This window comes from Parablautia muri (assembly GCF_009917485.1).
Taxonomy (GTDB): Bacteria; Bacillota; Clostridia; order Lachnospirales; family Lachnospiraceae; genus Suilimivivens; species Suilimivivens muri.
The window spans coordinates 356620-380648 of the sequence record NZ_QZDT01000001.1 but is presented as its reverse complement, the minus strand read 5'-3'; the positions used below and the strand labels follow the sequence as shown (position 1 = coordinate 380648).

Below are 24029 nucleotides of genomic sequence, written 5' to 3'. Positions count from 1 at the left end.
TTAAAATATGCACCAATATACAGTATCTCCTTGAAAAATCAACTGCTCTGACAAATCAAGATAATTCCAATCCTTATCCTTAAAATATTGATCGTATATTTCTTCATCGCACTTTACTTTTTTAAAATGCCGTCCGGTTACATGCTCTATGAATGAAATGGTTGTGGTTCCTAATACTCTCTCGTTAATTTGATGTGCCCCATAGTTTACTTCCTCATAATGGTCAGGGGCATATGCGTCTTTCACAACACATATTTTGGTTACCTCAGTTCCTGTCTCCTTCTCATATTTCAGCACCTTCTGGTACATCATGCTCACGTACACCTCATCCAGCGTGTTGCTGACGAATCGGTTCGTTACCACAAAATCACAAAATAGCAATTGTACCAGCATATACCCAATACAACCCAGTGAGAGCAGCCATCTCACCTTATCCAAACACACTACATATGCGGTAACCGCCAGCAGGCCCTGCACCAGATAAAAGCAAAATGCCATTCTCGGCGGAAACGAAAAGGTTTCCTGCAATACCGGTATCACATAGAGCAGCAATAAACTCCCCACAAAGGCAATCACTATAAAAAGAAGCTTTTTAACCACTTGTCTTTTCACGCAGCTATATATAAGCAACACCGTCACTCCAAGCGTAAAAAGAAATGGAATCCACAAATTAGGTAGTATACCCAGACTGTTTTTGTGAAGCTCAATAAAACTCTCTGTCATTGCCAACGCCTTCTTACCTATATTTCCTGTACCCGCATGCTTGCCAAAAGCCCTGACAATTCCTGCCTTCTCCAAAATCTTGATACTGATATAATTGGCCGCTCCCATTCCCATAGCAGCGACTATTCCGATTAGTTCTCTTTTAACCGCTTCCATGGATAACTTTTCATCATGCTCCAGACACCCATACACAGTTACAAGTATTGCCGCATAGATCATTGTAAACTGATAGGTACACACAGCCATTGCAAACAGCAGAAGCATAGAGGCATATTTCCTGTCCGCATATCTTTTTACACCTGCTGCTGCCAGTAAATACCCCAGTCCAAAGTAAATGCTGTATTCGCCAAACATCAGAACTTCCGCAAAAAGCACATTAAAGAAAACCAATACCAAAACAAAATTATAGCCTATTTTCCCTGCAAGCTCCTCAGGCTCCCATCTGCTGAATGTCTTTTGAATCACTATCATAGCCCCTAAGAACATGAAAAAGGCCACAAGCATACTGATACTCAGATTATCTGTTACTCTGACCCCCAGCTTTAACAGAATATAATCAAAAAAAGCAACCACATAACGTCCCACCTCTATTCGGGAAAAAATATCTGCATCTCCGGAAAGCATATGATAAATGGTATCGGAATTAAAATTTTTTCGAAGCATCCCGCCCCAAAAAACCAAAAGCAGCGAAAAATTAATTCCCACCCTTATCAGTTCTTCTGTATATTTCTTACCTTGCATAACGAAACCTTCCTTTAGATATTTATTTTTCTGTCCGAAATTTTTGATTGAAAGTCTTCCTTCCACACATGTATAATATCCCGACTGCAACTGCTATATATACGCTTAAACTAATCTTAAACCGCAGGTCCATAAGCTCAATCAGCTGACTGTTCTCATGTGTAAAATAATAATAATTTATATCTTTCGATGCGTTTTCTATATACATAGTTCCATCCACAGCAGGGAATTCGGTCAACCGCACAGTATCCCTGGCCGCATCGCATAATTTCTCATCAACATAAACCTGATTTATTCCAATCACATCCTTGGGAAACAAAAGCAAAAAAGATAAAATTCCCGCTGTTAAAGCCACACCGGCAACCATCTTCCATCTTGTGCTACTTAATCGTTTCTTTAACTTAATCCCAAAATCACACGAAAACAAAAAACATTTATTATACCTTGAAAGAAGTTTAAACACACACTTTTCATTTTCAATCACTCTATACAGAAATTCCCCTAAGAATATGAATGTAATGTTTTTAATAGATGCATTAAATAAAAACGGTTCTGAAATTCCGGCAAACAGAAAGGTACAGATAACGGCAAGCTCCATTCGCAGATTTTTTTTGATGCAATATCTCAGCAATAAAACATATGCTGCTGTCAGCATAATAAATGGAATAACACCGTATTCGTTAATGGCATATACATATGAATTATCAAGTGAAAAATCAATCCCCTCGTTACCGCCTCCAAATAGGGAAATGTCATATAAAGCAAAAAAAACTTTGATTGCCCATAGGCGGCTATTAAATATCTTATTTACGATTTCAAATAGTATGCCATTCCCCAATGCCATAGGAAAGACTATCGAAATAATGACGCATACAATCGGTAATCCCTGGATAATCCCCGTTTCCCATAAACTAAATTTTCTTCTCTTATAAAAATAAAAAAATAATATGAATAAAACAGCCGATGTCAGCACCCCGGTTGAGCTAAAAGAATACATAAATACATATAGATTACCTAACAGCAATAAACATACTGTATAAAATATTTTCTTTTTATGATTGATACACAAATATAAAGCAAAAACCATTAACAAAACATATGTGATATGCAGTACATTAGGATGCGTATACCCTAAGCTTTCCCTAAGAACCGGCCCCATGCCAAATTTTTCATCTACCCGCCTTACCCCTGTTCTTCCCCAGAAAACGGCAGCGGTCACAGAGTAGAACATACATATACTCCATACGGTAGTTCCCACAACAAAAATCCTTTTCACGGACACATTTTTCATTCCAATCGCCAGAACCACATAAATAAACATACCAAGAGAACCTGTCACTTTAAATGTAAAGGCGCCCCATATCCCCAATACCCCCGCTATAATAATTTCTGCCATACTATACTGTCCCACAAGAAATTTGCATGCCAGCAGCAAAACTCCCAGCATGAGGCAGCCGCGAAATAAAAGTGAACCTTCATCCAGTCCAACGCCTTTTGTGAACAAAATAACAGCAAATAATATATAATACAGCAGTTCCTCTAAGGAAACCTGTACTTTATTATCCTCCATCCTTATCCCTTCCAAAATCATCTATTGCCTGCCTGTAAACACCTTCAAATTTTTCCGCAAGACAATTCCATGTAAAATTCTCAAGGACTTTTGTCCTGCCTTTTTCGCCCATAAGTTTCCGCTTTTTTTTATCCGTCAATATACTTTCTATCTTTTTTTCCCATTCTTCCGTCACAAATTTTTCCACGATATACCCGTTTTCCCCATTTTCAATCAGCATACTTGCACCACCATTCATACTGCTGACAATGGGAAGTTCAAAATACATAGCTTCAAGAAGCACCATACCAAATATCTCATAATTACTTGTAAATATAAATACCTCTGCTGCTCTATAAACCTTAGGCAGCTCTCTTTGCGATATTTTTTCCTGATAAACAATATCTCCTCTTTCAAGTTCATTCTTAATAAAGTTTAAAAAAGATGTTTTATATTTTTCTTCCCCATTTCCTATTAAAACTAACTGTAACCCTTTTATCCTGCCCCGCAGCCGTTTATATACTTCCACTAAAAAGTATACATTTCTCCTGTCTTCTATTTTCCCTACATACAAAATCTGCGGCCTGTTGCTCTTTTGAAATTCATAAGAGGGAAAATTATCCGGATTGATACCCACACCCAATGGCAATGTTCTTTTAAATCCCTTTCTCTGTAGAAATTCTTCCGCCATCCTGCTTTTGGTAACCGCCCATACATCCTGATACTTTCTCCTATGGAGAAACAATCCGTCAAAAATTCTACATCGTAAATTGTATCCACGCGCATAGGGATGATAGTATGGGCCATGATAAATTACTACCGGCTTCTTTCTTCCGGTATAAAGCTGCCAGCTCATGATCTGGTCATACTCGTGTACCTGTATCACATCATATTGATTGAGGATTTGCTTAGTTGATGGCATAAAACCATTTTTCAGCAAGGCAATCCCCTTCATCCAATAAATCCAAAAAGCATATTCTTTCCCGTCCTTTTGAAAAGCATACTTTTCTTTCTTATCGCCTTCCCTGCCATTGTAAAGAACAATGTCACATTGATTTCCCCGTACCACAAGCGCTTTTGCCAAGCCAATCTCCTGCACGTTATAACTCTCCAAATCTAACTTATCCGGGAAGGTCCGCACAATTAAAATCTTCATAATCTGTTTTTAATCCTTCTTTTCCATCTAAGATACCGTTCTTTTCCCAATACCTTTGCCGCTATTTTAATACACTTGAAATAGAATCGCCGATACCAGGGAGACCAGCTCGCAAAATAATGATGGATAGATATTGTATCGGACGTAATTGCAAAAGATTGCGTTTCATGGTCAAAACAGCAAAAAAATTCACTGGGGAAAACTGCCACCCCATTTATAATTTGAAAAGCATTATTTCTCTGCAGTCCTTGTCTTTCAAGGACTCCGGTAACAATATCAACAATATTTTCCATGCGGCCATCTATTTTCTGTCCAAATTCCTTTTTTTCATACTCCTCAATCAACTGTTTAAGCATTTTGTGACCTGCCACCGAAGCATAAATCAATCCGGGTGCTATTTTCCCCTCGCTTTCAAAACCTGTAAATGCTTCATATTCCAGCAGTTTCTCCGGAATTGGTTTCAGCAGTTCTACATCCGTATCTAAAAAAATGCCGCCATACCGGTTTAAAATATCAAATCTGGCAAAATCCACTACAAAGGCCCACTTCTTCATCCGATATGCCTCTGCTATATAGCCATTCTTCCTAACATCATAATTGGACTCATTCCACTCAATAATCTCCCAGCCGGGAAGGTATCTTTTCCATGAGGCAATGCACTTTTGTATAAGTTTAGGCTTTTTATTATTTCCAAACCAGCAATAATGTATTTTTTGTGGTATCATTCATTTTCCTCATAATTTACTTTCGTCTATTACCGCTTTTCAGTTCCTTGAATTACCATTGTTTATAATCGGTTATAAACAATCGTCATAAAGCTGAAAATATACATTGTCTCCGCCAAGGACAACAATCTGAATTCCCTGCCAGCTTCCAAATCCGTTTTCATCCTGTTTTTGCTAAAAAGCGTAAACATCAGCAGGGGAAGCAGCGGCAAAAAATATCTCCCCTGTACTCCGAATATTACGTTCTGATTGGCCTGTGTTTCTACCAGCATAATCGCATGAAACCCAACAAATTCCCCCATCAGCAGTAAGCCCGTTAAAACCCTCTCACCGGGCTTTATTTCCTTTACTTGTTCCCTTGTATTCCAAGCTGTTGCAAGTACTAAAATCATCAGAAAAAAAATTATAATTACCCAGCTGGTTTCATCTTCGGTCCATGCCATTCTATTTCCTATCATACTGCCTAAATAATAATCTGCTCTTTTCATGATTGTTCTGACAAGCATTTGAACAAAACCAAAGGGATTTGTAAGCAAATATCGTAAACTAAATTTCGGAATCTGACCGTCTGTTACCCATGACATATTTTCGGCGGCTCCGGAAGCAAACAATATCTGGGTTTTTGCTTCCGTACGGTAAAAAAAGGAGCTGATTTCTCTTTTAAAATGAAACAGCATAGTAGCTCCCGCTAACAGCCAGCAGGTCAGACATGCTCCGATTTTAAATCTTTTCCCTCCGTTTAATTCACTATGCATGAATACCATCAAGAGCAGTATGGGAATATATATGCCCCCTTTACAGCTTCCAAGAATCATACTCGACAGCAGAAGTCCCGCCCATTCTTTTTTCCCGATTTTGCTTTCTTTCCCTTTTAAAACAATGGCCAACACAAAATAAACAATGGGCGTAATTACCGCATCATATGTGATTCCGGCCGCCTGATAAAGATTCATAGGAATCAGTGCCGCCACTGCAAATCCCTCTTTTAGGAATGGGGTGACACGGATAGCCAGACAGCAAACGATAATATAGAAAGAAAGGCAAAACAGCTTGGCCAATAATACACTTCCCATAGCATTTAAATGCAAAATTCTCCCCAGTGTAATACCCAGAACCCCTGGAAAATATTCCAATATACTATCGCTTGCGGTGGGACGGTTTTCCAAATACGGCTGCCACTTTGCATCTTTCTCGTTCCCATCGCCCAGCTTTCTCATAAGAATATAAAAATTGTCTGTTTCTTTACGCAATTCCATCTCATCCGTTGACAAATATACATACTCCAAACTGTCCTGGCCTGCTTTTCCTATTAGCTTATTAGAATATTTATAAACATTCGTAAGATGTGTTCCTCCATCATGTACAATATTTACGTTTAAAAAAGAAAGAAAAATAATACCCATCGGAACCGCAATGCAAAGAAATATTGTCTCCACACTGCCTTTTCTCAACATAGTAAAAAAAACGCAAGAGAGGAACATGAATGCCAGAAGACCCACAACCAGCATAAAATGTATTTTATAACATGGCGTAGACATGTGCGTCCCAATGCTGACGGCATATTCCACTACTTCATTATTAATCCTACAGGCCGGTTCTCCTGCATCCGGAACATAGCCATATAGTCCCAGGCTCCTGCTATCCGGCGCTTCAAGCGTTGATATAGTCACTACATAACATTTATCTGCTTTTCCTCCGCCCTCTGCATATAACTTTACAGGTACGGCATATTTAATATTTCTGTTTTCAATTTCTCCGGAAAAAACAATTGTTCCATCCCATTGCTGTGTTATCTGAAAAGCCGTCTTACCATTAAGATACAGATCATGATCTGAAAAATCCAATGTTATAAACTCCCAGTCGTAAGAACAGACAAACTCCTGCTCAACTGTAGTGCCCTCCCACATGTCGGGAATGATCTGTTCCTCACTTCTATTTGCTATAAAAGTTCCATATTCCGGTACTTTACGCCAAAGAATGATTGATGCCAAAGCTAATAACATAAAAAATATGACAACTAATATAATAACTTTTATATATTTTTTTACAAACTCCATCCCTGCGCCCTTTGCTATTTTCCTGATTTTCCATAACTTCTCCACATTCTCTAAAACCATTCTAACACTGTATTTAGATAATTGAGCACAAAAAACTATATTGCGTTCTATTCTTATTTTAGGTATACTAATTCATTATACGTGGATGATTGGCATAATACAAGCCTAAATTCAATGTAAGCAAACTGCATAGCGGTATACCAAGAGTATATTAAGGAGGCATAAAATGATAAACCGTTTAAAAAAGTGGTGCCGAATATATTTTGAGGACAAAAGAAATATTTCTTATATAAACAAATTAGAGCAGGAAGGCTCTTTAAAAATCAGGGAAATTGAAATAGAAACAGTGAACAGATGCAATGGCAAGTGTTCTTTCTGTCCTGTAAACGCTAATGAGCCTCAAAGGGAATATGCCAAAATGTCCACAGAGTTGTTTTATAAAATAATAGCAGAACTAAAGGATATGAATTATAGCGGAACATTATCCATTTTTTCAAATAATGAACCATTCCTGGACGATCGGATAATAGATTTTTATAAATATGCCAGAAATAATCTTCCATCTGCAAGGTTAAGTATATTCACAAACGGAACCCTGATGAAATTAAATGATTTTAAGGAAATCGTAAATTATCTGGATTACATGGTCATAGATAATTATAATGATGATTTAGAAGTTCTTCCCAATTTAAAAGAAATATTCGCCTATCTGCAGAAGCATAAAGATCTTCAGGACAAAGTCAATTTTGTTGTCCGGCCTCAGGACCAGGTGCGGACCTCCAGAGGCGGACAGGCACCTAATAAGAAAGGTACTGAAGGAATTAACGAATTATGTCTTCTCCCCTTCAGAATGATGGTTATCCGGCCAACGGGCAAAGTCAGCTTATGCTGCAACGATGCTTTAGGAAAATATACTTTGGGGGACATCTCCCAAGACAAAATAATTGATATATGGAATTCTACCAACTATGAGCAAATCCGTCAGGAAATGCTCAAAAACAGGCGTAAAAATTTGAAATTGTGTAAAAACTGCGATACAACAACAGTTCCCTGATAAAACATCTGGGCATTACTATTTCCAATAGCACCCTCCTTCGACTGTTTTGAAATTTGAAGGCATCTCATGATCCATTGGATAATCCCATGCCTCATTAAAATCCAATTTTACCGTGGGGCTGTCCACCCAGCGTTTTCCTTTAATACCAAAAAGCAATTGGGTAGCTCCCCCCATATGGATTGCCTGTTTGCCAGCCATTTTTAATTTGGCGGCTAACGGCATACCATAAGCGCCGCAGCCTATAATCGCAATATCAAAATTAATTTTTAATGCTTCCTGATACATATAATCCAGCGCTTCAAACCAGGAAGAAAAGCGGTTATCCTGCTCTCCGGCTATGGTTTGTACCGCTTTTAATGTTTTTAATTCAAATTCGGGCAATACATTTTTATTCTTAAATAACCGTTCTCTTTTTTTATACTGCTTATGGATGGAATCCTCAAAAGGGTGAATAACCAGCACTTTTTTCCCTTTGAGTGCCGCAGACCATGGCCTTTTAGCCCGCCATGGTTCAAGCCGGGTTAAGTAAGTTAGTTCCACATCCCCCATATATTTATCAATAACATAATCTTCCATATGGCAATGCCACATAGCCAATAAATCTGTCTGTTGGCATGTCTCCAATAGCAGTTTGGCAAAATCTCCTGCCAGCTTTTCATCATTTGGGAAAAAACCGCTCCATTCCCTCAGTCTGCCAAACCATTTACGAAATTCGGCATCTGTCTCAGCGCCTCTGTTCTCCAAATTCCTTTCTAAAATTCTGATTACTGTCTGCAGCTCCGTATTTCCAAATCGAGCCACCATAAATGGAATTCCGGATTTTATTTTATCCGCAATCCAGCGATTTGTCTTCTCTTTCCCCATTACCCATCTATGAGCATAATAAGGCATTACAATATCACAGTGGAAATATTTCTCAAATATATGTCTTCTTAATACTTTATGAAAGTAAAAATCTCTCCAATCCCATTTTTTTTCATACCGCCGCCATTCCTTATCATCAATCTCCATCAGATTCATGTTCATTACTCCTTAAATGCTGTATTTTCGCTTCTTTATGATTGATTTCATAAACCATATCACAATTTTTTATAGTAGATAGTCTGTGGGCGATGATAATGATTGTCTTGCTTCCGGTCAGCGTTTCAATAGCCTCCATTACAGCTGCTTCCGTATCGTTATCCAACGCTGACGTTGCTTCATCCAGCACCAACACTTCAGGGTCATTATACAGTGCCCTTGCAATTCCGATTCTCTGCCTCTGCCCGCCTGATAATCTGACACCGCTTTCTCCTACTTCGGTGTCTAATCCATCACCCAGGCTTTCTATAAATTCTTTGAGCTGTGCTTTTTCAATCGCCTTCCATAATTTTGCATCATTATCCGCTTCTCCCACTGCTCCATATAAAATATTATTTCTGATTGTATCATCAAGCAAATAAATATTCTGCGGAATATATCCTACATTTCTCTGCCATGCGGATAAATGCCGGAAAGCATCTGTTTCATCTATTCGTATTGTTCCTGATGTAGGTGTTAAAGCACCCAAAATCAAGTCTGCCAGCGTTGTTTTTCCTGCTCCTGAGGGTCCAATGAATGCAACCGACTGCTTCTTTCCTATTGTCAGATTAATATGTTCCAGTACATAATCTGTACCTGTCGGATATTTAAAAGACAGATCATCTACTTTAATCTCATTCTGAAGGGGCAGAGCCTCTAAAGCAGTATTCTTCCCTGTTTCATGCTCCTTCACTTTTTCAATTTCTTTTAAATCGCCATACACTGCCTCAAATGCCGGCATATTAAACATAATCACACTCATATAATTAGCAATCCTGTTAAAGGAAGGCAATAACCGGAAAGCTGCAATCGCAAAAACAGAAATTGTTGTTATAAAATAAGAACTATTCGTACCGTTTAATAGTTTAACAATCACCACTGTCATCAACGCTGTGATACAGACAGCTTCCATGATTGGTCTTGGAGCCACCTGCAGATAACGATAAATTTGTTCTCTCTCCGCCCAATTTTGATATTCCGAATTGAATCTGTTCAGGAAAAAGCCCTCCCGACCAAGAATTTTCGTCTCCTTCATACCACCAAAAGACTGTTGCAGCCATTTTACAATACCAGCGCTGTACATCCGGTCCTCCTCGCCTATCCGTGCCAGATATCTTTTAAATTTCTTTGCAAAGAACACCAAAAAGATTATCATAAACAGACACACGCCGATGGTAATACTTTTATCCTTAACAATTAAAAAGACTCCCAATACAATACAGACTAATACCTCCGCGATCAATTGCAAGATAGATAAAACCCCTTGAAACATCATAGCCACATCCGTATTAATACTTCTAATCAGCTCAGCGCTACTGTGAGATAAATGGAAATAGTAAGGCTGCTTCATATAGCATCCCATCATTTTTGACGCTAATTTTTTCTGATTACTGAAGGTAAATTTATACTGTAATTGATACATAACAGAAACACATATATTTTTTAATATATAAACCACAATTAATATTCCCCCAAGAAAGGCAAGGAACTGATTCGTATTCTGGAAACCAAATGTACAATAAGCCCACCATAGATAATCTGTTCTCATTATTATTTGAGGGTCCATCATCACGTTGACTAGCGGCATAACTGCGGTAACGCTAAGCAGTTCCAAAAAAGTAGTTATCACGATTGCCACCAACAGAAAGAAAAATCTAATCTTCTGTTCTTTGGAAAATATATAATTTACCTGTCCTATAAATCCTTTCATTCGTTTCATCGTTATACTCCTCGCATGTCACAAGCTACACTTACAAAATACACACTAACTCCCATTTCGCTCCTTTGCAGCTACGGGTACAAACCTAAATCAAATATATAACTATACTCATACCCTGGACTCATAAGTAACGCGCCATGTGTCCCACCTACATTGCCGGCAACCAGACAATTACATTTAGAAAGCAACCATACTGACACCAAATATTCTTTGCCTTTAAGATATTTGTCCTCATTTCTATCACTATGCATGTCGTTAATATTCTCTTTACCGGACGTAATATATCTTGTAGTCTCTACAGTCAATAGCTTGTCGCCAAATTGAGTTTTCATAACATCATATATTGCTTTATCTTCCGTTGCGAGAAAAATATATGTACACGAATATTTGTCCATCACTTTTCTCACCTTTTCAGCCACCTGCATGGCCGTTGGCTGCACCGGATGATTATGGGGCCTTAAATTAACGTAATCTGTTCCTCTCGCTAGAACCCCCAAAACTCTCTTATTTTCAAATAACTTTTTTCTCTCAATCTGAAATTCAGCTAATAAACTATCCTCAATTGCAAAATAATTCCGAAAGACTTCTCTCCAGCGTAATAGCTTTTCCCTTTCATCTACCAAATGAATATCAGGATAATCATTTTTTCGGGTAATCATACCGTCACTTAATATAATATTTTTGCTGTTTGCTATGTCCATAAGCCCATATCCCATAGGCTGCTTAAAATAAAATTCCCATGCATTTATCTTACCCACTTGTGCCGGTTCTAAATATGTATTTCCTGTATTTTGCATATCTATCACAGGAATATAACCTTTTCTTACCGCATAGTCTACCAGTCCCATATTAGTCATTACATGAGAAAATAGCCCCACCTTACAGGAAGCGCGTCGAATTATGAAAAATATTTTATCCGGATTTTCTTTTCCATATGAAACTTTTCTTTCGCGCCATTTCCACTTAGTATATGGTTCATTGATAAATGGAATTTTTTGAATTTGTTGTTTTAACTCAAATCTAAAACCACTATCTTCCCTCATTATTTTCTCCTGAATATTGTTGCGCATTCCAGCTCAATCTTTTCATAATCATTCTGAGCAATATAGTCAGCCAGATAACCTTCTATTTTATTTGCATTAGGCAATTCTGCTCTTTCCTCTCCCTGTATCAGATCAGATTCGAAATTTCCATATGCTGGGTTTAATACAAAAATACATGTAGGTATTTTTTCAGGTCTCACCTCATAATATTCCTTCAGCCTGGGACTATTAAATGGCATTCGCCAGGAGGAAGGTGTTCCGTAAGCATTATCGGTACATAGATACCCCCAAAAACAATTTTGAGAATACAGCACTTGATCATTTTCACGTACATACGTGTCTATAGCTGTTTTTACATTGTTGTACTGTTTGGCATGTTCTTGCGTAGTGAAAAGATATTTACCTACGCCTGATGTAATCTGTGTGTCCAGCTGGCTAAAAGGGGCATCTCTATAAACACTGAAAAACCTCAGGAATGCTGTTTGAAAAATCATCACACAATAGACTGACAATACGATTCCCGATACAATCTTTTTCTTTTGTAATTCGTCCAGATGGAATACAAGCAAAATCGCGCCCATGTTGATAACCACGAACCCTATCGCCATTGCATCCAATCCGGTATCAGAAGAAAGTGAAAAAGCCAGCGTCAGGCTAATCCCTGCCGTTCCAAACACTCTTACCACATTCTTATTCAGATCTTTCCATCTCTGAAAAATACTTATGATTGGCATTGCAAATAATACACCTGCTATATTGATACAGCCCAGCATATTTCGGGAAAGAAAAAAATTACAAGCAAAAACTACTAAATCAATTCCCAGCAGAAAATTAATTTCCTTCCTGGTAAATAAAAGACATCTCCTTTTTTTATGCCGGATATATATCATAAGCAACCCTGAAATCCAAATAGTCCATTTATATCTCCATATAATTCTTATGAGTATAATCGGCACCACTGTAATTAAGTTAATATGCTTTGCATGTTGCATTTCCGGTTCATTTAGAATATGGGGTATACTTAATATAATTTCATTTAATGGACTTTTATATAGAATGTATCCTACATAGGCAACTGCCACAGTAGCTGTTCCGGCTATTACCGACATAATCTCATATCTCAAAAAACGGTATCTGTTCCTGACCAAGAGATATATACCTAGTATTACATAAAGCAATGCTAAATAGGGTGTATTTCCCACTGCGAATGCCAGCAAAATCCCTGTCACATACAGTTTTCTTTTTCTTGCCTTTTTCTCACAAACCTGTTCATAAAAGAGCAATATTCCAAGTAAAACCCAAGTTAATGTCATATTATAATATGACATACCGCCTATATTCGCCCTGGAATATAAAAAATAAACTAAAGCGCATAATAAACTCGCAGTGCGGGAATTTTGTTTTTGAAGCGTATTGTAGGTACACCACGCGGTAAATGTAGATATTCCCCAATATAATAATCTAAAATATAAGTATACTCCCTCATTGCCTCCTGTTACCAGACGATATAAAGCGTACAACGGGAGCCGCAAAGGTCCCCACACCTGCGCAAAAAACCACTCATCTACAAGAATCCTTTCACCCAGCCAAAACCGATGTACAACCGTCAGGTAAAAGCTCTCATCTGACCAGCTAAAGCTGTAAAAACTTCTTATCAATAAGCATATACTGCATATCCCTAAAATCAATGCAGGCAATAGATTATATGAAATTTGTATGATGTTCTTACCAAACTTCATTTTCCCTTATACCATATCCTAACATACAATTTTTAGTTTTTATTTTGTAATTCAATAAATTTGTTTTCTTTTAAACTGTATTTGCCGCGCTTGAAGAACTTATGCTTTACAACCCACCAGCCGGGTACCCAGATATACTTATGCATGGCAGGGGATGCGCTTCCAATCATCCAACAATTTCGGTCGCATTTCTTTGTACATTCCCTGACCTTCTGCGCCTTGTCAGAATTCCACAATTCGCCCCAGCTTTGCTCCCTTAGATTTCCCATCACTGCCTTTTGAGCCATGCCATTGCAGGGAATCACATCACAGAACGGGTCTATGAAAAAGGCATTTCGTGACATATCACAGGGAAGAAGTCGTTTATTTCCATAAATATAATTGATCAACCCATGGTTAAAGTAAGCCCTGAACCATTTTTTAGGTGAGTTGCTACGCAAAAGCTCATTGATCAGCTTTTCAAAATTACGTGCAACCTTTAATTTATCATCAATTTTGTTATCTGTCTTTCTAAAATAAAAAGAATTATGAAGCGCAGCCGTTGCAAATTCCATGCCCATATCATTGGCAATATGATAAAGCGGCACTAAATCCTCACAATTCATATCCTGAACCGTCATTCCAAACCCCACATCAGGATGCCCCATCTCAACCAGAGTCCTCAGCGTATCATACCCTCTATTATATCCGTCCGGAATTCCTCTGATCTTATCATTCGTCTCCTGCAGTCCTTCTATACTGATCCTAATCCCTACCTTGGGAAATTGTTTACATAAGGCAATAATCCTGTCTGTAAAATATCCATTTGTAGAAATTACAATTCTGTCTGATTTTTTATATAGCTCCTCCACAATCTGGGGAATATCCTGCCTCACAAAGGGCTCCCCGCCCGTAATATTTGTAAACGCCATTTCAGGCAGCTTTTTAATATCTTCAAGCGTAATTTCTTCACTGGGTTTTGAAGGATCCTTAAAGCAATCGCACATATTACACCTGGCATTACACCTATATGTGACGATTACAGTTCCATAAAGAGTTCTTTTCGCCATGCCTTCTAACCTCTTCTCGTTTTTATAAAAATTTTTGCCAACTTAACATGTCATGAATCGGAGATTCATGTACGCCATTCGCCGCTCTCCAAATAAGTAAGCTCATTCTTGCTAACGCTCATTATATCATCTATTATTACAAATTCCAACTTTTTATTAATGTACATCTCTGGTCCATGTGTGAAACACTGTAACCATCTGCTCTCATCTTTTCTTTACTATCTTAAAAGGAATGGGTCGCTAATATCATCGGGTCAGGTGCGCAGGTTATCTTATTGGGGTTGCTGTTTAAATACGCCCCCCAAAAGCCGAATGTGCTCTCCGTAAAGATATTATGCTTACACTCCGCCATAAGCTGCATATCCCGAAAACTATCTTCCCCTCTATTCCAATCCACAAAATATACTTTATCCTTCTTAAAATTCAATCCAAAAATCTTTTCATTTTCCTCACACCATCCCACGCTTTTTTCATCTGTAAAGAAAATAAAGACCGGATTATCCACATGTTTTTTTATATATCGAACGGAACGTTTAAAAAAACCAAATTTATAACAATATCCGTTCACAAATAGAAGATCGCTCCTTCTCGCATGAATAGACACTGCATTACATCCTCGAATCAATTTCATCATTTCCTTGTTCTTTTCGTCCTCAATTGCAGGAAAAGAAAAAGCCTCGCGCACCATAGGATCAATACACTCTATTCCAAATCCTTTATATTTAAAAGCAAAAGAATGTCCTGTATATGCATTGGAGGGATATTTTCTAAAAATATGGTAATTTTCATTGGCTTTGCTTATCAAACGACCTGCCAACAATTTCCGCATATGTCTTTTTATATGATAACCAATTCTTGTCTGAAAAAAACGTGTCATGAACAGTCTGATTTTTCTTTTTAAAGTCATAGGCTTCTTAGAAGGCGCTTCTATCTTTTTTCCATAATTAGTAAGATACACTCCTTCTTCTTCCAACGCCTTAATGATATGAGGCGCATAGTTCCAGTTCTCTTTCCAGAACTGACTATCTTCAACTCTCTGAAGTATTCTTTTCCAAGCCTTTGCATCAAATAATTGCTTTATATTAGGTGGTTCAATGCCAAATATTCTTTTCAATTCATAACCATTCCACATAGAAAACATTCCGTCCTTATGTGGAATCTCATAAATAAGATTTTCTAAATAACATTCCTCATCTTGGTTTTGTGAACAAATTGCCAAATACTCTGCATAATCTAACATTTGATTCCCTAAACCGGAATCCATGTGCACTACCCTCATCCCTTTTCTCCTGTATCTTGGCCATTCATAAAACAAATTTGTTTCATCATTAATTCAATCTAATTCTTTTGATATAGCCAAATCAATTTTTCACAGTATTCCTGTACGGTATCAAAATTTTTCTCTCTACATTTCTCCGAATAGTCTTGTGAAATTTTTTTATTATCCCACATTTTTTTCATTTTCCGATATAAATCATCCCCATCACCGCTTTTAAAAAGCTCTCCGGTTTCTCCCACGCGTATCAGCTCTGGTATTCCTCCAATATCCGCCCCCAGCACAGGAGTCCCGTAAGCAATTGATTCCATCACTGAAAAAGGACAATTCTCATACCATTCTGACGGATAAACACTAAAATCTGCTTCTTCTATTACCTTGCGTAGTGCTGCGCCTTTTAAAAATCCTGCATTTTTGATATTATCTACCTGATTCATTTCATTTTCTAATGGACCACTCCCTGCAAACACAAACGGAATCTCCGGCAGTCTCTTGCATACACTTACCAAAGTACGGATTCCTTTTTCTTCCGAATAACGGCCGAAATAAAGCACATAACCCTTCTTATCTGGTATCTCCGCCCTTGATGCATCCACAAAATTATGCATTACCATCGTTTTCCCTTTATACAGAGAATTCGTAAGAAATTTCTTTTCCATAAAATAGGATGGACAAATAATCGTATCCAGATATCGGTATGTCTTCAATTTACGGTACAGTTTTCCCTCCCACTCCCCCAGCAGACTTTTTACCAGAGAATTATGAATACATTTATTTTTGGTGCACTGTCTCAAATTTCCTTCTAAACATTTCTCGCAATTTTGATTAGAAAACGGGATCCTCAGCATATGATTGGGGCAGAGCAATTGAAAATCATGGGCCGTAAAAACCAGCCGCACCTTTTTCCCGCTTTGCCTGCGATATTTCTCTATCTCATAAATAATAGAAGGTGTCAGCTGAAAGTTAAAATTATTTAAATGCACCACATCCGGCGCGAAATCGTTCAGTACCAGCCTGATTTTTTTTCTTGCTTCCACCGAATAAATAATCTTAAAAGGATATAACAATCTGCTGATTTTTCCGGTATGGAAATTTATATTGGAAGTATAGCTATTAACCTCATTTCCTACAATCCGCCTGTCATCTTCCATACCAAAATACTGCACCTTATGCCCCATTTTTTCCAGCTGTTTTCCAATTTGAAAAATATAAGTTTCCGATCCTCCATTTGGATATAGAAATTTGTTAACCATCAAAACCTTCATGAGCCTGCTCCATTTATTTAATCTTCCTATTTCCTTAGTATCCGCATTTTTCCTATTTTTGTTCATACAAGCTTAAGGTTTCCTTCACTACTTGATCCCAATTATACTTTTGACAGATAAAATCCTGGCTTCTCTCCTTAAAGCTTTGCACCTTCCCGGAATCCTTAAGCAATTCATCCAATTTTATGCCAAGCTGCTTTACGCTGCCCTTTTGGAATGTCACTGCACAGCCTTCTGTAACCTCCGTATTTTCTTTTATATCGCTGACCAGACAGCAATTTCCATAGCTCATCGCCTCGAGCAGGGTAAGCGCCATCCCTTCCACATCACTTGGGAGTACATACAAATAAGCGTTAGAATACAGTTCTTCCAAGCATTGTCCATGGATGAAATCAGTCATTATAATCCTCTTATCTGTTTCAGACATTGCCTTAATCTTCTTCACATACTCATCGCTGTGGCTGGTGCCCCCTGCAATCACTAACTTTTTATCTGTGTCTAATTTTTTAAATGCCTCAATTAAATAATGCAGTCCTTTTTCAGGCACAATTCTAGCCAAAAACAGAATATACCCATCCCTTTCCAGTCCATACTCCTTTTGAATCAGATCCGCCTTTTTTATAGCTGGACGATCAATTCCATTGGGGATTAAAATTGTATCCCGCCCATATGTCTCCTTAAAATATTCTTTCATGTTCTGCGAAAGAACGATAATCTCATCTGCATACTTAGCCGCCAGCTTTTCCCCAAGTTTCAACATATCGGAAGCAAAATTTCCCCACTTTGCCCTCTGCCAGTCTAACCCATGTATCGTAGCCACCACATGGATGCCAAAAAGCTTCGGTATCCATATCACAATGCACGGTCCCTCAGCATGAAAATGTATCACATCATAATGTCCAAACAGGGCGCGCAGGGATGCCAAAAAGGAATATACGATTGCATTAAATGCACTGCTTTTGGGTGTAGGGATCGTAATTAACCTTATACCGTTATAATACCTTCCTCTCCGTTCATCAAATCTCCGGCCAGCCGTGTGCCGACCATATCTGTTGTAAGCATCCACTTGGCAGCCTAGTCTTACCAGCCTTGTGGAGAGCTCATCCACAACAATCTCCACTCCTCCTTCTCTGGAGGGAATCCGCTTATGGCCGATCATGGCAATCTTCAAAGGCTTCTTTCTTCTTTTGCTGTTTTTCTTTTCATCTCTTTTAAATATGTGCTCTTTTATAATCAAAAATAAAAAAGAAAAATTTGTATCTAAATATCTGGGCAATAATCTTACGGGATCCTGAGTAATGCGGTAAAGCCACTCCATACATAACTCCTGCATCCACTTAGGCGCTCTTTTGACTGTTCCTGCATGAAAATCAAATCCTGCGCCTACTCCAAACATAAGTCCGCAGACTCTACCCTCATGCGCTGCCATCCATTCTTCCTGTTTCGGCGCCCCTAAGCCCACCCAAATAAAATCTGCCTCGGTTTTATTAATTTTCTCGATAATCTCCGCATCTTCTGCCTCCGTCAATGGACGGAATGGCGGCGAATACATGCCAGCAATCTTCAGCTTTGGAAATTTCATCTGCAATTCTTTTTTTAGCGCTTTTAAGGTTTCCGGCTTACTTCCATAAAAAAAATGCCGATAGCCCTCTTTTTCAGAAAGTGCAAAAATTTCAGGCATTAAATCTGGCCCAGGCACTCTCTGTGCCTGTTTCATTCCAAAAAGCTTCTGTACAATAGACAGTGGCTTTCCATCCGGCAGATTTAACGCCGCACCATTTTGCACATTGCGGTATTCCAAATTTCTATATGCCATCACCGTAGTATGCACATTGGATATACACACATAATGCCCTTTTAATGTATCCAGATTTTCTTTGACATAGAAAACTGTTTGCTTCATATTCGTCACATGAATGTCTGTGCCCAGAATCCTATAACTGTCTAACTTTTTTAACATACCTGCACCCTCGCATGCTGCAAACAAACCTGTTACTTTGTAATATTACAATCCACCTATTGCTCTTGGCCCTGAGGATCCACGAATATCCATGACGGCCACAGTTCTTCCATTTGTTTTTTTTCAAAAGTCTGGCTGTTTTTATGAATTGTAGGGCGTATCATAATTTTGTCTTCATTATGATTCAGCCTTGCTCCCCAGAAACTAAACGTAGAATTTGCACATATATTGTGTTTGCAGTTACTCATAAGCCACATATCGTAGAAGCTGTCTTTCCCGCGGTTAATATCCACTATAGTATATTCCTTGCCGGAAAAGTTTTCTCTGACATAAGTAATATCATCAGAAAATAAATAAAAATGCGCCTCGGGAATCTTTTCTTTTATTATTTCCATTGCTTTTTTGTAATAAGCATCCGTACAAATATTTCCAAACATAGCCGCATTTTCTGGATCCAGGTAATCCCCCCGCCTTAAATGTACGCTGACAGACGCATGCTCTCTCATCTTCTTTGCCATCTCATGGTTGAAAGGATTTTCCGATTTAGGAAACTGTATTTTTTCCCTCAGGTCATATAAAATATCCGCATAATATTTTTCACAGGCAAAGTAACCGCTGATATACATATTTTCAAAGGTAAAAATCTCAGGGTGGTACATTTGACTTTCTGTAAACCTGTGGACTGTAAATGGCAGACATTTTCTTCTCACTTTACCCGCCATCCCTTCACTGCCTATCAGCGCCTTCTTTTCCTCCGGTGTACAGATTTCATATACCAGCCTGTCGAAATAATCAAGCTCCAGCTTCCTTTTGGCCAGCATCCTTTCCTGCTTTTGGAGCGAAAACCATGAAATATCCACTCTGGCCTCTTTTCCCATTCGCACAAATTTTCGGTAAAGGGCATATTGCTGGAGTTGATTTCCCAATCCTCCCGCGATTTCTACAATGATCATTGAATTGTCCTCATAATATATTTATGTGTTGCATATATCCACTTGAAAAAATTGCATCAGAGCACTGCGGGATTAAAAGTGAATTCTAAGCCCTTCCACCTGAGGTCTCACAATTTGATCTACGCTTCCATTTCTCACATATATTGTCAATGTACCACAGGGTATTTCTTGAAAATCCGTTAAATCCATGGTTAAATCATATACCCAGTGCCTGTCCTCTTTATTGTACATGACGATAATATCTATATCGTCAAAATCCTGCTCTTTATAATATTCTTCGGGATAAGCAATATTAATGTCGCATACTTTTGTTATCATCTGTTCTTCTTCTGTCCAATAATACACATTGTCAAAACCGCGCAGCTTCATCCAATAGTTAATCGTAAGATTGCCCTCCTCATTCGGTCTGAAGCAAGCCAACACATTACTGTCTTCTCTTTTCATTTTATCCACAGCCTGAAACGTTGACATAATGCTTTCACCTCTATATCTAAAGTAATCTGCTTCCCGCAGCATTACTCTTCCATGGGCCGCCAGACACAAAAGTATGCCAAGCACATAAACGAATCTCCGCTTTCCTGATAAAGGTTTCCATTTGGGAATCACATAAACGAAAAGGAACGCGAATCCAACGGAACTGGGAAGAATATATCTTTCACCAATTCCCGATCTCCCATAAAGAACAATCTGTGGAAGCACAAAGCTCGCTGCCAGGAGTATTTCTTTCCATAATTTTTTAAGTTCCTCCCAATAAGTAAGCAAAATCAAACAAAAGAAAATACCAAAACGCTTATACCATTTTAAATCACCTTTAAATGATCTTCCAAGTCCATCTACATACTCCAAAATAGACATGCCACTTTCAAATCCCACATTTCCGTACTGGTCTGTCCCTACATAAAAAACAATCACTATAACCGGCACGATAAAAATAATACTTAAAGCAATCAGATATCCTATCCTACTTTTTATACAACGCCATATTCCCGGCAAAGTTACCTGCCCTTTTTCCGAAGAACAAATTTCAAAATAGAGAATATACAACATAAAAAATGGAATCAGTATAATATGGGATTCCTTGTAATGAACCATAAGGATAAACAGAAAAACATTTCCTGCCATCCATCCTTTTTTATTACTTTTCAGATACCTCAGCATGCAAAAAAAGCCTGCTGATAGAAGCAAAGTCGCCAGTGATTCCTGGGGACCTAATTTCCACCATACAGCGGACTGGTATCCTATCATAGATGTAAAAGCAAACAGTACGGAATAAACCTTCCCAGCGCTCATTTCTTGTCCACAATAATATAGAAATATGATTGAAAATATAATCTCTGAAGCCTTAAAAAAAGAGTAAGCAATCAGGTTATCACCAAACACATAACAGCTAAATATTCTGACAAAATAATATAACGGCCTGTATCTCCAACTTAAATCTCTCCAAAACCATACCTTGAGTATATCAAGCAGATTCGCATTTTGGCACCTGAATTCATATGTCCATCTTAAGAACTCATGGTCATCCACCAAATGAACTCCACTGGTTAATGTTCCCATTCCCAATAACGGCACTGATACAAGCACCAGTGCCAACATAAAGATGATGAAAAGCTCCCATTTCCCATTGATTTCTTCTATTTTCCCATTGAGCTTTTTCAAACCTCCCTGAAATTTATTTAGCATTTTTACCTCCTTCACAATCTATTACAAACAACGACAACGCTGGTCCTAATGACCATGGATAGGCTCCATATACCTGCGGATACATGCTAAATCCCTGGCATTCTGCCAAGCAATCATACAGTTTCCCCTCCTTAACCATGCTCCAAAGAGCCTCTCTCCCCCGCTGCATTCTTGATTTATGAATTCCAATCAAAACTCTGGTTTCCAAAGATCTGGCAATCGCATAAAGAATCATTGCTGTAGCAGAAGTGTCCACAGGCCCCTCTTTTGCTCCAAGCTGCCAGCTGTACAAGCCATTTTCCAGCTGATAAGCCTCTACTTTATCTACCATCCTCCTGTAGGACTGTTTAATCATATCATAACCTGGCATGGATTCCTCCATATATGCAAGACTCTCCGACATCCCAATCATTAACCAGCCTACTGCCCGTCCCCAACCGATAACACCATATTTAATTCCGCTTTCAAGCTGATAACCATGATAAGGAAGCCCTGTCTTGACATCCATACCTCTATCCATAAAATTCTGTATCTGTACAATTGCCAGATGAATTGCATTCATATCCCCATATGTACTGCCATATTTACACAAAAAAGGACAGGTCATTCCAATTCCATCTGCAAAAATATAACCATTTTTCTGCTCCGGCCGATATGGAAAACTCCCCGCACCATCCGTTTCATGCTCAAAAAGATATTGCACCATGGTTTCTGCCGCCTTTTTGTATTTTTCTTCTCCGGTAATCTGATGCAGATCGATCAGTGCCATGCCACTATACAAATCGTCCAAATAATATATCTTACATCCTCGTTTTATCCATCTGTCATAGTATTTCCTAAGGTATTTTGTGATAATGGCTGCTTCCTCAGAATTTTTATTTTGCATATAATAGTCAATCAGGCTTTTCGCAAGCAAGCCATTAGGCCAGTTAATTTTATCAAGCGGTTCCTGCTTGTGTCCCGTTGTTATTTTAATAATCCGCTTCAGATAATATCCCAATCCTCTTTGGGGATAATTTAGAAGTTCTCTCTCCGCTTCCTTTACCATTTCAAGCATTCTTCCCTTTCTCCTTTCCGTATTTTTTATCCTTTATAAACGCCTTTAACATGCCGCACCATGCTGCCCCCAGGAAAAAAAACAAATAATTCCTTGCCAGATAATCAGAAATAATATGAGCCTCCGCAATATTATATACCGCCAACGCAGCAGTCAGCGTAATTGACATATAGTCGTTTCTTTGGTAACAGTATATTAAAAACCATATAACAAACGCCACAAATATGGACGCAGGTATAATGCCATACCAATAAAATAGTCTTACCCATCCCATATCAAAAAAGTAATTGTTTTCCGGTCTTGAAAACAGACTCCAGGTCTGCATAGTGCCTTCAAATCTGGCGTTTTCAACCAAAATATACATTCTCCCATTTAATATTTTATTTAAATAGTAAAGCGTTACTGTAACCGGATTTCTATCAAGATTCCAAATATAATCATATAGCCGGTAGGCGTTAGCTGCTATAAATACCGAGATGGCAACACTTCCTGTAAAAATAAAAATTCCGGCCAGATTCACATATTTCTGCCATCGAGAGTTATTTAGCTTAACCTCTATAAATACCATCGCCATTGTAAAAATCGTTACCATAAAGCTGGTCTTAGAATTGGTCAGCAGAAAAAAGCCCCCGTTTAGCAACAGTACTATTCCATATTGGTGCCATTTCATTTTTTCTCCGTACAAGTATAACCCTAGAGCTGTAATCATCCATACCATACATTGTAATGCGTTCGGGTGCCCCATTCCTAATACATATCTTGTCTCAATACCGCCCCGTCCATAGTCTTCTGTTAATGAGACAGTCCCATAAAGACCTGTAATCGCCAAAATCATAATCGCCACGCATCCGACCAATGTCAAATAAAACACTGTTTTCAGGCATTTCTTCATATCCACGTCCTTGCAAGCCGCAATAAAAATAACCAGCCTTAGAGCCTCATTTCTTCCTGTTATATAATACGAAATTCCTCCTATGATACAAAACAAAAAAATCATCGCATACTCTTTCAACGAATACTTGGTTAAAAAAACCTTTAGTAAAAAGAATAGAAACGTGATACGAAAAATCTGTCCCTCCACAGGGTTCGTATATGCGCTTTTATCAATCAGTACCAAAAGTACTTCTATTAAAACTCCTATATTAAAAAAATAATACGCCATTTTTGAAAATTCTTCTTTTATCCTTGCCATTAAAATATCCTTCTTAAATATCTTT

The 24029-nt window shown here is 38.2% G+C and carries 18 protein-coding genes; 1 reads left to right on the top strand and 17 read right to left on the bottom strand.

The genetic code is table 11. The annotated features are described in order from the left end of the window. From D5281_RS01695 to D5281_RS01675, 5 genes are all read right to left on the bottom strand, one after another. Positions 1–1464, bottom strand: a complete 1464-nt coding sequence (locus D5281_RS01695; protein ID WP_160558400.1) for a glucosyltransferase domain-containing protein — start codon at positions 1462–1464, stop codon at positions 1–3. A 22-nt stretch (positions 1465–1486) separates the two neighbouring features. Continuing rightward, positions 1487–3034, bottom strand: a complete 1548-nt coding sequence (locus D5281_RS01690) for an O-antigen ligase family protein (protein WP_160558399.1) — start codon at positions 3032–3034, stop codon at positions 1487–1489. Further along, entirely contained in the window at positions 3024–4169 is a 1146-nt protein-coding gene (locus D5281_RS01685; RefSeq protein ID WP_160558398.1) for a glycosyltransferase family 4 protein, read from the bottom strand. Before D5281_RS01685 ends, D5281_RS01690 begins: the two co-directional genes overlap by 11 nt. Beyond that, positions 4166–4894, bottom strand: a complete 729-nt coding sequence (locus tag D5281_RS01680) for a glycosyltransferase family 32 protein (RefSeq protein ID WP_160558397.1) — start codon at positions 4892–4894, stop codon at positions 4166–4168. Before D5281_RS01680 ends, D5281_RS01685 begins: the two co-directional genes overlap by 4 nt. 62 nt (positions 4895–4956) lie before the next feature. Further along, the gene (locus tag D5281_RS01675; protein WP_160558396.1) at positions 4957–7011 is read right to left on the bottom strand and encodes a DUF2142 domain-containing protein; all 2055 of its coding nucleotides are present in this window, start codon (positions 7009–7011) and stop codon (positions 4957–4959) included. A gap of 166 nt (positions 7012–7177) precedes the next feature. On the opposite strand from D5281_RS01675, the gene D5281_RS01670 reads away from it, so the two are divergent. Then, a complete protein-coding gene (locus tag D5281_RS01670; protein WP_160558395.1) occupies positions 7178–8005 on the top strand; it encodes a radical SAM/SPASM domain-containing protein in 828 nt (275 codons plus the stop codon). Between the two features lie 18 nt (positions 8006–8023). Here the strand turns inward: D5281_RS01670 and D5281_RS01665 are convergent, their stop codons facing one another. The 12 genes from D5281_RS01665 to D5281_RS01605 form a co-directional block, all read right to left on the bottom strand. Further along, positions 8024–9028, bottom strand: a complete 1005-nt coding sequence (locus D5281_RS01665) for a hypothetical protein (RefSeq protein ID WP_160558394.1) — start codon at positions 9026–9028, stop codon at positions 8024–8026. Further along, on the bottom strand, positions 9009–10787 hold the full coding sequence (locus D5281_RS01660; protein ID WP_277935110.1) for an ABC transporter ATP-binding protein: 1779 nt from the start codon (positions 10785–10787) through the stop codon (positions 9009–9011). Before D5281_RS01660 ends, D5281_RS01665 begins: the two co-directional genes overlap by 20 nt. A gap of 71 nt (positions 10788–10858) precedes the next feature. Beyond that, a complete protein-coding gene (locus D5281_RS01655; RefSeq protein ID WP_160558393.1) occupies positions 10859–11830 on the bottom strand; it encodes an O-fucosyltransferase family protein in 972 nt (323 codons plus the stop codon). Then, positions 11830–13158: a hypothetical protein gene (locus tag D5281_RS01650; RefSeq protein ID WP_160558392.1), complete on the bottom strand. Its 1329-nt coding sequence runs from the start codon at positions 13156–13158 to the stop codon at positions 11830–11832. Before D5281_RS01650 ends, D5281_RS01655 begins: the two co-directional genes overlap by 1 nt. A gap of 443 nt (positions 13159–13601) precedes the next feature. Beyond that, on the bottom strand, positions 13602–14618 hold the full coding sequence (locus D5281_RS01645) for a radical SAM protein (protein ID WP_160558391.1): 1017 nt from the start codon (positions 14616–14618) through the stop codon (positions 13602–13604). Between the two features lie 223 nt (positions 14619–14841). Then, on the bottom strand, positions 14842–15897 hold the full coding sequence (locus tag D5281_RS01640) for an alpha-1,2-fucosyltransferase (RefSeq protein WP_160558390.1): 1056 nt from the start codon (positions 15895–15897) through the stop codon (positions 14842–14844). A 59-nt stretch (positions 15898–15956) separates the two neighbouring features. Further along, a complete protein-coding gene (locus tag D5281_RS01635; protein WP_330584746.1) occupies positions 15957–17225 on the bottom strand; it encodes a glycosyltransferase in 1269 nt (422 codons plus the stop codon). Beyond that, positions 17212–19119, bottom strand: a complete 1908-nt coding sequence (locus D5281_RS26445) for a WecB/TagA/CpsF family glycosyltransferase (RefSeq protein WP_330584745.1) — start codon at positions 19117–19119, stop codon at positions 17212–17214. The genes D5281_RS01635 and D5281_RS26445 overlap by 14 nt, the downstream gene beginning before the upstream one ends. 56 nt (positions 19120–19175) lie before the next feature. Next, a complete protein-coding gene (locus tag D5281_RS01620) occupies positions 19176–20072 on the bottom strand; it encodes an alpha-1,2-fucosyltransferase (protein ID WP_160558389.1) in 897 nt (298 codons plus the stop codon). 72 nt (positions 20073–20144) lie between these two features. Beyond that, positions 20145–21755 carry a glycosyltransferase family protein gene (locus D5281_RS01615; protein ID WP_160558388.1) on the bottom strand — a complete coding sequence of 537 codons (1611 nt, stop codon included), beginning with the start codon at positions 21753–21755 and terminating at the stop codon, positions 20145–20147. After that, on the bottom strand, positions 21745–22812 hold the full coding sequence (locus D5281_RS01610; protein WP_160558387.1) for a glycoside hydrolase family 88 protein: 1068 nt from the start codon (positions 22810–22812) through the stop codon (positions 21745–21747). Before D5281_RS01610 ends, D5281_RS01615 begins: the two co-directional genes overlap by 11 nt. Next, on the bottom strand, positions 22805–24004 hold the full coding sequence (locus D5281_RS01605) for a hypothetical protein (RefSeq protein ID WP_160558386.1): 1200 nt from the start codon (positions 24002–24004) through the stop codon (positions 22805–22807). The genes D5281_RS01610 and D5281_RS01605 overlap by 8 nt, the downstream gene beginning before the upstream one ends. Positions 24005–24029 lie beyond the last annotated feature (25 nt).